General features: G+C 61.3%; 11 protein-coding genes and 1 CRISPR repeat array. Of the genes, 2 read left to right on the forward strand and 9 right to left on the reverse strand.

Features of this window, described 5'->3' with window-relative positions; genetic code table 11:
• Positions 1-36: 36 nt before the first annotated feature.
• The 9 genes from N688_RS11930 to N688_RS23180 form a co-directional block, all read right to left on the reverse strand.
• Positions 37-1,980: an ATP-binding protein gene (locus N688_RS11930; RefSeq protein WP_052889492.1), complete on the reverse strand. Its 1,944-nt coding sequence runs from the start codon at positions 1,978-1,980 to the stop codon at positions 37-39.
• A 441-nt stretch (positions 1,981-2,421) separates the two neighbouring features.
• The gene (locus tag N688_RS11935) at positions 2,422-2,703 is read right to left on the reverse strand and encodes a hypothetical protein (RefSeq protein WP_156025394.1); all 282 of its coding nucleotides are present in this window, start codon (positions 2,701-2,703) and stop codon (positions 2,422-2,424) included.
• Positions 2,681-2,965 (reverse strand): hypothetical protein, encoded by a 285-nt coding sequence (locus tag N688_RS11940; protein WP_052889494.1) that lies wholly within the window; start codon positions 2,963-2,965, stop codon positions 2,681-2,683. Before N688_RS11940 ends, N688_RS11935 begins: the two co-directional genes overlap by 23 nt.
• Positions 2,958-3,440, reverse strand: a complete 483-nt coding sequence (locus N688_RS11945) for a hypothetical protein (protein WP_052889495.1) — start codon at positions 3,438-3,440, stop codon at positions 2,958-2,960. The genes N688_RS11940 and N688_RS11945 overlap by 8 nt, the downstream gene beginning before the upstream one ends.
• A gap of 523 nt (positions 3,441-3,963) precedes the next feature.
• Entirely contained in the window at positions 3,964-4,131 is a 168-nt protein-coding gene (locus N688_RS22825; RefSeq protein WP_156025395.1) for a hypothetical protein, read from the reverse strand.
• Positions 4,132-4,183: 52 nt separating this feature from the next.
• A complete protein-coding gene (locus N688_RS11955) occupies positions 4,184-5,197 on the reverse strand; it encodes a PP2C family protein-serine/threonine phosphatase (RefSeq protein WP_052889497.1) in 1,014 nt (337 codons plus the stop codon).
• A gap of 857 nt (positions 5,198-6,054) precedes the next feature.
• Positions 6,055-6,460: direct repeats of the CRISPR family, unit length 37 nt; unit sequence GTTTCAATCCCACAGCGGGCTTCACAGGTATTCTAAC.
• 746 nt (positions 6,461-7,206) lie between these two features.
• The gene (locus tag N688_RS22830; protein WP_156025396.1) at positions 7,207-7,362 is read right to left on the reverse strand and encodes a hypothetical protein; all 156 of its coding nucleotides are present in this window, start codon (positions 7,360-7,362) and stop codon (positions 7,207-7,209) included.
• A 991-nt stretch (positions 7,363-8,353) separates the two neighbouring features.
• Positions 8,354-9,184, reverse strand: coding sequence for a hypothetical protein (locus N688_RS11970; protein ID WP_052889500.1), 831 nt, complete (start codon positions 9,182-9,184; stop codon positions 8,354-8,356).
• A gap of 212 nt (positions 9,185-9,396) precedes the next feature.
• Positions 9,397-10,080 carry an FH2 domain-containing protein gene (locus tag N688_RS23180; protein WP_052889501.1) on the reverse strand — a complete coding sequence of 228 codons (684 nt, stop codon included), beginning with the start codon at positions 10,078-10,080 and terminating at the stop codon, positions 9,397-9,399.
• A gap of 820 nt (positions 10,081-10,900) precedes the next feature.
• On the opposite strand from N688_RS23180, the gene N688_RS11980 reads away from it, so the two are divergent.
• Both N688_RS11980 and N688_RS11985 read left to right on the forward strand, forming a co-directional pair.
• Positions 10,901-11,704 (forward strand): hypothetical protein, encoded by an 804-nt coding sequence (locus N688_RS11980; RefSeq protein WP_052889502.1) that lies wholly within the window; start codon positions 10,901-10,903, stop codon positions 11,702-11,704.
• A 75-nt stretch (positions 11,705-11,779) separates the two neighbouring features.
• The gene (locus N688_RS11985; RefSeq protein WP_052889503.1) at positions 11,780-12,028 is read left to right on the forward strand and encodes a hypothetical protein; all 249 of its coding nucleotides are present in this window, start codon (positions 11,780-11,782) and stop codon (positions 12,026-12,028) included.
• Positions 12,029-12,117 lie beyond the last annotated feature (89 nt).

Raw genomic sequence — 12,117 nt, forward strand, 5'->3', positions numbered from 1 at the left:
TGGGAGAGCCGCTGAGCGATCAGTTGACCAAGCGAGTTAGAGATAACGGGCCTGACGGGCATCCCCCTCCTGTCCCTCTGCCCCCTCGTCTTCACGCGTGTGCCCACGAGCACGCTGGTGCAGTCTGGCCAGATGACGACGCTCCCGCTCTTGAGCGGCGAGCGCTGGTGGCAGGAAGCGCAAGTTGTTACAGGCCTCCAATGCGCGGCGTGTGAACTGTTCCACCTGGGCCAGAGTCACCGGTCGAATATTCTCCAGAGCCGTCTGGGCCTCAGTGAGCGTAATGGAGGTGTCACTGCCGTTGGCCAGAAAGCGTGCTTCCTTGAGGACCGCTTCCAGATCAGCGGGACTATAGCTGTCCGTTTCGCGCGCAAGCAGCTCCAGCGCTTCCTCACTCAGCGTGACCTGCAGGAGACGCGCCTGGACCTGCAGGACGCTGCGCCGTCCGGCCTCATCCGGGCAGAGCACGGGGAAGATGACATCGAAGCGTCCAGGCCGTAGGAGGGCTGGATCAAGCAGATGCGGCTGATTGGTCGCCGCTACCACCAGCACGCGCCCGCGCAAGGCCTCGTCTCCCATCCATTGCAAGAGCGCCCCAAAGAGATTGGCCGCCACCGGGCTGCCAGAGTGGGAGCCGCGCTGTGCCAGATGGGTCTGATCCAGCTCATCGATAAAGAGCAGCATGGGGGCCAGGCTCATGGCCAGGTCGAAGATGGCCTGCAGGTTGCGCTCGGAGGTGCCCACCACTCCTCCCAGGATACTGGCCATGCGGAGCGCCATCGCGTTGTAGCCCAGTTCCTTGGCTGCAGCCTCAACGTAGCGCGTCTTGCCCGTCCCAGGAGGTCCCACCAGCAAGACTCCTTTGGGCACGTCGCGCAGTCGTCCTTCACGCAACGGTGCAATGACCTCCTGGCGCGTCCAGGCAATCAACGTGTCCAGGCCGCCTAGACCGGCGAACCCTTCCGGCAGGGGGTCGAGCATGACCACGGTCTCGCTATATTCCTGACGGATCAGGGCATCCTTGCGCGCTTTGACCAGTTGACGAGTGACTCCTGGCCGCCGGGTCTCCCCTCCTCCCTCCAATGGCTTTTCCGAAGCCCCCGCTGACAGCCTCTGGGACGCGTCTGGCCCCAGGCTCCCAATTCCTGCTGCTCCTTCCGTCCCAATGGCGCCGACTAAGAGAATATCCTCAATCTGGCGGAGATTGAGGCCGGCGGTATTGCGAGCCAGGTCTTCGATCGTCAGATCGAGCAAGGCAATGGGCTGCTCCTGGCGATAGTCCTGCAGGTACCAGGTAATGTAGGCCCGGCGGGTTGCCTCGTCAGGGAGGGCCAGCTCGATGACACGATAGCCGCTCGCATTCGCGCGCAAATCTGGGTGGAGACTGCTCAGCCGGGGACTGAGCAGGAAGATCGGATTGTTCTGCCGCCCCAGGCTGACATCCTGGCCCCAGTAGAGCAACGTTGCCAGCAGGGCCAGCCGCTCCTCGCTCATCGGTGCCACCAGCGGGCCTGGGCAGATGAGGTCTACTCCATCCAGAATCACTGCGACCCGTCCGCAGGCAGCAGGATGACGCAGGAGCTGATCAATGATCGCCAGCGCCTGCGCCGGGCGTCGCGCGCTGCTGAACAGATCCTCCTGGTGGACGGCTCCTCCCGCTGCGGCTGCCGGTAGTCCTGCGTTGAGCGCGGTGACCAGAGGACCGGCAGGAGCAGCAAGGGCTGGCTCCAACAGGGCCAGGGCCCGTTCGCGCATCGAAGGCAAGGCAAAGGTAATGCCAACTGCCCGGTGATACGTCAGAACGATATCGCGAGCGTCTGTATGCAGTGTGCCCTGCAGAAACCGCAGGTGAGAGATTCCCTGGAGGGCAGTGACGCCCTGCACATCGCCGGTGAGAATGAAGCCGTGACTTGCTCCTGATCGAAAGAGCGTGAGAAATTCCCGGTACCAGGTGGGAAGCGCCTTCCTGGAAAGTTCCATAACGGGACACTCCTTCCATGACGTGAAATGAACGTGGGCTGCAAGCCAGGGAGGAGCGGGGGCGGAACGAGACCCGAAGACCTCTCATCCCCCACCCCCATCACCGCTCCCAGAGGATACCCTGGAAGCGTCAGGAGCAGCGGACAGGATGGTCTTCAACCAGGCCGCTACTCCCCCCCACGATAGTCCCTCAGTCCCTCAGCCCGAGAAGACCCCTGCCGCAGCCCTGGACAAGGCTCAGCGTGGAGCCCGCCTGTCCGTCTGGGAGGCAGCCTCTTCGTCTGCCTCCCAGATGACTGGCTCGTGATCATCCTGATCAGCTGGCCTCCCTGCCCACCTCCCTCCCGCTGCCCTCAGCTCGCTGCCGATACGAAGCAGAGGGCCAGGGGAAAGGAGACAACAAGGGCAGAGGTGGATTGCGTCGCGGGGAACGCCGGGCCGTTACGGGCAGATGTAGGCTTGCTGGCGAGCCATCTGCACACCGAACGCCTCCAGGTGCGCAAAGAGGGCCTCGCGGTCAAAGTCGAGCTCCCGGTCACCAGCTGCATCCCAGGCGCGTTCCGGGCGTTCTCTCTCCTGCAGCACGCAGGCCCGACAGGTCCCGACTTTCCAGGACCCATCCGCCGAGAGCGCCAGGTAGAGTGCAGCAGCCTGACGAGGAGAGGCTGCCGGGCAGGCGCCGGATGCGTCCGGTGTCAGGTCAGAAAAGGGTTCCATGGTCATCGTTATGCTCCTCATGCTTCTCCAGCGTGGTCGTCTGATCAATCGTAGCAGCCTGCTCGCTGGCAGTCGCCTGGTCCAGAGCGGTGAGCAGGCCCAGTTCCGGCTTGGGCATAAACGCTGTGCGTTGCACGTGAATGCCCAGCTGATGCAATCTGGCATGCAGCTCCTTCCCGGCTTGCAGGCAGGCTGCTCCCTCAAAGTGCTGGTAATCGACGCGCGTCTGCCCATCTGGCAGGACGGCAATGGTAATGCGTTCAGGCATAGCTCACTCCTGTAATCAGGATGCGTCCTGTCTCTGCCTCTTCCTCCGAAGTCACCTGATACCCCATCTGGCGGAGGGCGGCAAGTGTGGCCAGCGCAATGTACTTTTGCACAATGGCGCGTTGCACGTCCTGACAGAAGTTCGTATCGACTCCCCAGAGGTCGCCCTGGAAGACGAGCTGACCAGAGGAGGTGATGTCCACCCCCAGGCCACGTGGGAGTGCCTGACTGGGAGAACGGTGGGGTGATCGAGGGATGCAGATGGCCAGCCCGAGGCTGGTTCGATACGCCTTGCCCCAGTAGTCTTGATAGGAGGCGGTCACCGCCCCCTCATACTGCTGAGCGACCAGAGCAATCGCCTGGCGCAGCAGCGTGAGACAGGGGTGCTGCGCCAGCGCCTGATGGTTCCCCTGGCCAATGAGTTCAGGCACATCGGCAAAGACAAGGTTCGTTGTTCCTTCTTCAATATGGCTCATACACGAGTGCTCCTTTCGAGGACAGGATAGTTCGAGGACAGGATAGTTCAGAGAGACACCTTGCAGGCCGCAGCAGGTGCCCGGGAGACACAAGCCCGGGAGGCGGGCGGATCTCACTCCCCAACAGGATCAGGGGGAGTGAGATCCCTCATCCCTGCATCGCTGCCTCCAGTGATTTCAGCGTATGGTGGCTGGCATCAGCCAGATCGTCCCCATACGGCAGCAGGAAAAATGGGAGAGAACAGCGCGTCACCGGCTGACCAGGATGAATCTGACGGCAGTGCAGGAGAGCAAGCGGAGTTCCGGGCTCGACGGAGGAGGGACAAGGGATGAGCAAGGGGGGTGAGCGCAAGCGATGCAGAGAAGGCTGCCTCCTCCTGCGGAAAGCAGGCAGCGCCCTCCACCGACCCCCGAGGCCCGAGCGACGATGGAAGACGCTCTTCCAATGCCGTCAGGGCTATTTGCAGGACAGGCGAGGCATCAGCAGAGCGAGAGGCAGGCGAATACGGCATGACGGTTTCGCTCACCTCCTCCTTTTTCGCCGGCAACGCTGGTCCCGGATGACGAGGTCGAGCAGGCCACCGTTATGGCTGGAGCGCCTCAGATGCTCAAAGAGTACCAGCACCCCCATGCCCAGGACAACGAGGAAGGCTGGGATCAAGAGCAGCGCCGCCAGAAGCTGTAGATACATGGATGCTTCTCCTTGAGGTCGTGTCCCCATGCGATGCCACGAGATGGGGCCATCACGGATGAGGGGCTGCGCCTGGAACGCACTCGTTTCCACACGGATCGGGTTGGTAGCGAGCCACGATCAGGCCGATGTTATCTCTGCCCCCACCAGCCAGCGCCAGTTGAATCAGGCGTTGCGCCATCTGCGCGGGCGAGAGCTGGGGAGAGGCAAGCACAGCCGCCAGCTGCGATGGGTCAGGCACCATTTCCCAAAGGCCATCGGAGCACAGCAAGAGGCAATCGCCTGCCAGAAGCTGCCGGCGGAAGAGGTCAACGGCCACTTCTTCCGTCTCTCCCAGGCAACGGTAGATCTCGTTCCTGCGCGGGTGCGTGTAGAGCTGATCCGGCGCGAGCCGTCCGGCAGCTACCTGGTCGAAGACGTACGAGTGATCCGACGATAGTTGCGCGAGGACTCCTTGCCGGAAGAGGTAGGTTCGACTGTCCCCCACATTGGCGATGAGGGCCAACGAGCCGACACAGAGCGCCGTTGTCAGAGTGGTCCCCATCAACTTTCTTCCGTCCGCTCCCGCCTGCCGATTGCGCGCATAGACGGCGCGATTGGCCGCCTGCACTCCCTCTGTCAGCAGCGTACGCAGCTCATGGAAGACGGTTGCGCGGCACTCGAGCAGACGTGGCAGGAGCGTCTCGATGAACGTATGGACGGCACACGTTGCCGCCACGTCCCCGTGAGCATGGCCTCCCATGCCATCCGCAACGGCAAAGATTCCCACCGTCGTCCGCTCCTGAGACTGGACCTGACGAACGTCGGGCATGTCAAAGGTGACTGCAAACGGATAATCCTCATTGACCGACCGCTGGCCTGTATCAAGGCCGACCCCTACCGACCAGCAGCGACAGGGCAGGTGCAGTGGGGCCTCTGCGAACCGGGCCTGGAGCCAGGCCGTGGCTTGTTCGAGCAGGGCGGTCGCGCATCGGGTTTGATTCATCGCCAGGAGTGTCTGGGCATGACGCAGATAGGCCAGTGCGACTGCCGTGTCCTGCGACGAACAGGAAGACATCCCAGACATCAGGTTGCTTCTCCTTTCTGTTTCACCTCCGCAGGGAAGGGACCGCTTGCTGTGAGTGAGCACAGCAAGACCAATCGATCAAGCAAGCATCGGCTTCCGGAGCAGCACAAGAGCCGGAACCCTCCTGGCCACGATCTCCTCAGCACCTGCTGGTCGCTGTTCTCGTCCAGCAACCAGATGCGCGGTAGACGGTAGATAGCAGCCCACAGGCCACGTTACCGGCCTGCTGCTCGCCTCCTTGAAAGGAGGCCATCAATAGACAGGACACAGAAGGAGACAAGAGTGAAGGCAACAGCAACAGAAGCCAGGCGATAGGTCAGGAGAGATCGCTGCACGTGAGCGACCTGCCATCCTGCATCGCTGTCATCGTGTCGCCTGTCGCCCTGTCGTCAGATCACGCGAGCGCCGCAGAGCGCTGTGCATGCTCGCAGAGAGCCCGCGGCTTTTCGGGACCATGACTGAGAGTCGTGTCCGTCCAAATCGGAGGGGACACGGGGATTGCCTCTCTCTCAGGCGAGGCAGGCGTGCATCCGCCTGCTGGATGGACGCCACGAAGGTGCTGCCCCTTCGTGGGGGCCGTCCATCATCACATCACCCCCACTCTACCCGAGGGCAGGGGGAAGCTCCTGGGAAGCAGACGGGAAGAGAGCGGGAAGCAGGCGGGAGGCACTGGCTCATACCAGGGGTAGGGCGGCCTTCGCCAGCGTGATGAGCGTGAGGCGACTACAGAGGGCAGCAGAGGGGAAGAAGCCTTCAGGAAGCACGCCACAGCCGGCCTGGTCAACACTGAGCACCAGACGTCAGCAAAGCTGATCCTGACCAGGGACGAAAAACCGGTTAGAGATTTTATCGCCGGCGTTTCAATCCCACAGCGGGCTTCACAGGTATTCAAACCGCGCCTCTGGGGATAGGGGGAGTCATCCAGGGATCGTTTCAATCCCACAGCGGGCTTCACAGGTATTCTAACTCGAACATGCAATATTCAATCTATGCAAATATTTAGTTTCAATCCCACAGCGGGCTTCACAGGTATTCTAACGGAGACCGATGTCTTTAGTGCCGATGGGGTAACGAAGTTTCAATCCCACAGCGGGCTTCACAGGTATTCTAACCCTGACGGGGGAAAAATGGCGTGTTGGGTGAAAAAGTGTTTCAATCCCACAGCGGGCTTCACAGGTATTCTAACGAAGCCGCTAGTGAGTTGTCATGGTTATTACCATGTGAAAGTTTCAATCCCACAGCGGGCTTCACAGGTATTCTAACGGTACCCCCTCTAGAATAGCATTCCAGGCGGTCTCCGTCAAGCCATTTCGAGCATCCCAAAAAAGCGGTCAGCAGTGACCGCTCTCATGCGGTCATGATGTCAGCCACTGTGGCCTTCCGACGGCCTGAAGAGCCTTTCGAGGATCGCTGCGTGAGCAGCCGGGTGCCGAGATCCTCGAAGCGAGATGCAATTCTATCAAGAACATGATATTCATTATATGAATAACATAAAAATAACATATAATTACAGGATGGTCACCAGCGAGGGGCCTGGGTCCGTCCACCCCGGCTCGTCGCCTGAACTGGACCTGCCCTCACTTGTGCCGGGCAGGTCCAATCCCAGCGTTGAGCCAGCAGTCTCCTCCGCCTGGTCTCCTCTGCTTCCAGGCAGGGCCTGGAGCATAGTGATCCGGGGGGCCCGTCACGGCCCCGTCGAGGCGAGGGCGCTGGGGATAGCCCTCCTGCTGCATCGAAGCCCCTGGCTGGAGAGCCTGGGCGGGGCCCTGTGCTCCGGCCCTGGCCGACTCATTGCCCCAGGCAGGCTCAGGCCGCCAGGCCCGCACTCGCCGGCAGCCTGCCGGACAGGACACCATGCGCTGCTCAGAAGGAGCCCTCTACCCATCGGGCCTCCGTACAGCTCAGAAGCACCTTCCTTTTCCGGCCCCGATTCGGAGACAGGACAAAGGACAAAGCCTCCTTGAGGCCATCCAGCAGAAAGGGGGTCCCCTGCACTGCACCGATGCCCCTCACCTGATCAGCCCTGCGCTGACAGCCTTCTTCCCTGGCTCCAGCAGGAGCGGCAGGCCCTGAGTCATGGCCGCTCTGATCGATGGCGAGACCGTCGGTCCAGGATGGGCGATGGCCCTGCTCTCCATCGCCAGCCAGCCGGCCAGCTCGGTCACGTGTCACGTAGCTATCCGCCGGGTCTCTGATGACTGGTTCCCGGAGCGCAGGCCTCGTGGAGCAGCGTGGCATCCTGCTCTGGCTCGCAACAGAGCTCGATCCAGGCGCCACGGATCGTCTTCGCCAGGAACGCCGTTGACATCGCTCGCTCGATGGATGCTGTGGAAGCTGGCGAGCTGTTCTCACCAGGGTTGCGGCGGTCCTGCCTGGCCGGCGGGCGGTGATAGCGGCTTCCCTCCCGCTCGTCAGCCCCCTCGATCAGTCATGGGGTGGGTCATCGGAAGTTGAGGAGGCTGCTGGAGCAGTCGCAATATCAGGGGATCTTTGAGCTGGCTGCCCGTGAAGGAGGACCGTGGGCAGTGAGATTGGTACATCTCGCTCCGGTTGAGGAAAAGACAGAGGAGAGGGGAGCAGGGCACTTCAAGAGAGAAGAGAGATGGGAACTGAGACGCATCCTTTCCTGGCTGCCTCTCTTGAGGCAGCGACAGGATACAGACAGACAAGGACAAGACAAACCATTTCAAGAGAAGAGGAGGAACCCTGTCGGGTTCAACCACACTCTCTCTTGAAATGGTTGCAGCAGGACCAGCATCTGAGAGAGGGAGCGCAAGCAACGCACGCTCGACTCAAGACAGACCCCGTCTGGCAACGAGCCTCTGCCGAAGAGCGCATTGCTCCACTCAACCACACACCTCATCCGCACAGTCAGAGTAGCCATTCAGGCATACCTGCCTGCCCAGGCTCAGGGGAGCGTGCAGGCGTTGCCGCCTTCCCAGCATCTCGGGAGAACGATCTGGACGCTTCCCGTCCACCCTGTTCACGGGCGCGCACTGCGCCGCTCTCTGAGCTGCACAGGCACTGGAGATCCTGTTCTCAGGCACGCGCCTCCACCCAGGATCGAGATGGCACCGTGGGCACGGTCGCCCTCACTCCCCCGGCTCAGGGAGCCGCCAGGAATAGCCCTGGTCTGGGCATCCTCTGGCGAGGAGACTAGTAGAGATGAGTCAGGATCAGGTAGCACAGCAGAAGCAGCAGTGGAATGGCCAGCACCATCGCACAGGCACACCCCAGTCTGGTGCCCCATCGTCTCCTGTTCAGCCGCCAGACCGCTTCTTCGACCTCGACCTGCTGCCGCTGGTGCGTTGCGCGCAGCAGGTCGACTGCGCGGGACTGGACCTGCCCGGCGAAAGCATACATCTGCTGCACCCCCTGTTGGGCCTGTGAGACACCGGCCTGTGCCTGCTGGATGCCCTGGAGGGCGACATCCGACCAGCGGGCCGCAATGGTCTGACCCTCCTGCAGGACCTGACGATGCTGGAGCAGGCCGTCGTAGGCTGCCCGTTGCCAGAATTGCTGGTGAGCAGCCTGGTCCTGGATGAGCTGGCGAATGAACGGCTCCCAGTGGGTGTTCCGCTGGACCTCGGCCCGTGCTCGTTCCTCATGTCCCTGGGAGAGCAGAACGGCGAGTTCTGCCACCAGGCTGGCCCGTTGACGCTCCAGCCGGTGCCAGAACCCCTGACGCAGGTTCTGGTCTGCCGGATCGATTGAGTCGCCCGGACTCAGGAGGAGCACCTCACACGCCTGCTTCACAGCCCATTCCTGCAGCAGCACATCGAGCGCGGCAGGCAGAGCAGCTTCGTTGCCTTGCAGCGCCAGCTGCTCTAAGACCGCCCGTTGCTGGTTGAGTGTCGCAAGCTGCTCATCGCGCAGCCGCTCCAGCATGGCCTGGGTCGCCCCCTGTTGTTGGGAAGCAATGGTCTGCAAGAAGGCTGCGAACGCCGGCTGTAGATCGATAGAGAGTCGATGTGCCAGATCAGACATGGATTCCCCTCGCTTTCTTCGCGCTGGTCCACGCTGAGCAGGCGCTTCCGTTGCCAGACGAGGGTTCCCTGCCGATGGAGTCGTACCACCTGCATGCGCTCTCAGTCTGACGCCGGGTCGCCATCGCGCAGGTGGTACGCTCTTTCACATCAGTGCACAAACACTACAGGATCATCGTGACAAATGTATGAACAGAACAATCAGCGTGCCTGTCAGATCAGCCCCTGTGCATAAGAGCAGCAGAAGAGAGCGACCTGCTGCTGCAGAGACCGGGCATACTGCAGACACAGCTCCGCTGGGACGCGCTCCTCCATATTCTGGAGGGAGAGCAACCAGAGCGCTCCCTCCAGTTCTCGGAATCGCTTCTGTCCGGTAGCACAGAACCGGGTTCCCAGGGCCGACAGATCCTCCTGGGCTGCAGAGAGGAGCTTCCAGACCTCCTGGCGGTCCTGCCGGCTCTGCTGAAGGCAGGCAAGGGAACGGGAACGCCGCTCAACGTCTGAAAGCCATGTCTGCAAGAACTCTACATCCCCCGGTTGGACCCGCGCGCTGTCCTCCAGGTGGGAAAGGACTTTGACCAGATCTTGCAGCTCCTGAGTACATCCTCTGGCTGCGCGGTCCCCTTCGAGATCAGTCAGCGGGGTCAGGCGACAGTTGAGCTCCCAGATCGCTTCGTGCAGCCGACGCAGTTCCTCTTGAGACCGGTCGTTCTGACATGGTGCACGGAATACCTGCCTCATTCGCCTGGACCAGCCCAGGCACCGGTCTCGCCAGCTGCGCAGATTCTGCGCACTGGCCGAGCGCCAACGCGGACGACACAGCAGCATCGCTTGGATACTACTGGCACACGCCATCAGCAGCAGGATCAGCGTTTCAACGAGCAGCAGATGAGACATAGAACCCCTCCTGAATACCGTGCTCATTCCCCCACCAGGTTCACCCTGTCGGCACCGTGTCCCCTCGTGCTGCCCGGCTTCCACCGTGCACAGGGGACACTCCTCCAGGTGTCAACCCTGTGCAGGGGAGGCTTCATACAAACCAACATCCTGTTGCCCTTGCAAGGACATGGCTACTGTAGCAGACAAGGACAGGAAGGATACTGGCATGGAACGGGAACGGCCCGGAGCAGTGCAGGGTTCTCCACGGGAATCACAACGGGGCGAGTGCAGGAGCAGAAGGTGCACCTGACTGGGGCCCCCGACTCAGGGACTTCACCTGAACCCTCTACCTGGGGAGTACCAACGCCCGTAGCCTGTCCTTCAAGGCCCACCAGAACGCACAGGATGGGAATGGCTCCTCTCTCTTTCTCTGCAATGGCATTCTTGATGACATGCCACACTCGCCTCATCGGCCAGGCGTGCCAGCCACACCAGAAGAGCGCAGGACCTTGCACTGCCAGTGTGCCTGGGTTCCATTGAGGCGAACAGCCAGGCGATCAGGCGTCCACGTGAGCACTCCCACTCCCTGCACCCAGGCAGGTCAGCATCGCCACGCCTGGGACCAGGGGCGCCAGGGATCAGACATGGCTTCCACCAACGTCCTCTCCTGTCCTGTCTGCCTCCTGCCCGCTACCAAACATCTTCCCAGCTCAGGCCGTCACCTATCCCAGGCGCTTCCCGAGTCTGTTCGCTACGCTGTTTGTCGCAACAGACGCGACACTCACGTTGCAGCCTGCAAACACCTGCAAACACTCGAAACGCAGCAGGAGGAATAGCTGTGGACCCAGTGACATCGCTCTTCCAGACCATGCAGACCCTGGTCGATCTCCTTATCACGACTCCTCCAGAGTTCACCACGGCGAACCGCGTGGTCATCGGAACATGGACCACCATGACAGCCGTGGCCGATGCCTTTTTCGTCCTGACGCTCATCATCGGGGCGACCCAGATCATGTACAGCCAGAGCACCGGTACGCTCTCCATGCCGGTGAGTCAGTTCATAGCCAAAGCCATCGTGACAGCGTTGCTGATTCATCTGAGCTTCTTCATTGGACAGGATCTTCTCATGCTGAATAACCTGCTGTGCGCCCTGCTCCCAGCAAACGTTCAGGACCTGATCCGCCAGATGAACGGCGGCCAATCGTTCAACAATACCCAACTACTGAGCCTCTCCTTTGTACTCACACTGGTCTTTGGACTCAGCTTCATCCGTGTTATCTTTCAGGCAGTCAAACGCATTGTCTTCTTTAATGTATTATTCGTTCTCAGCGGTCCCGCCTTCCTTCTATCGTTCCATCCCCAGACGGCCCCCTGGTTCGCCTTCTGGGCCCGAACCTATGTCGTCACAGTATTTACTCAGTTTCTTCAATTTTTGACATTCGAGCTGGGTTTCCAATTTCTCATTGCCACCGAACGCACCGGTTTGACAGGCATGATTCTGGCCATTGCGCTGCTCAATCTGACGGCGGAGATTCCGGGCCTGCTCTCGCGCTTTGCTGCCACCGCTGGCGCGACCACAACGGGGATTGGGAACCTGGTAGGGATTGCCATCAGGGCCGCCGCCTTGCTGGCCACGGTCTGAGGGAGCACAGGCTCAGGCCGTCGCCCCCCTCTTGGTAGAAGATCGACCACACCTGAAAGCAAGAAAGGAGGAACTATGGAGGCACTCAACGCTTTGAACGGTATTGTGAGCCTGCTGCAGCAGAATGCTGCCAGGGTTGGCATCACAGTCGCTGGCCTGATGGTGGCGGTGTATGCGATCGCCATCATGCTCGACAACGATCAGTCCCCGGCAGCACGGACCGAGCGGTGGGCAAAGCTCAAGCGCGTCTTCATCTGTGCCGGCATTATCGCTGGCACCGGCGCCTTCGTGACGGCGGCAACGAGTCTGGGAAAAATGCTGTAACAAGCGGGAAGGAGAGATGCGGACAATGCCCGTGCCTTCGGCGCCGCCGGCTCATCTGTCACATGCAGGCGCCGAGGGCGGGCACCCGC

Origin of the sequence: Thermogemmatispora carboxidivorans (assembly GCF_000702505.1) — a bacterium.
Classification (GTDB): Bacteria; Chloroflexota; Ktedonobacteria; order Ktedonobacterales; family Ktedonobacteraceae; genus Thermogemmatispora; species Thermogemmatispora carboxidivorans.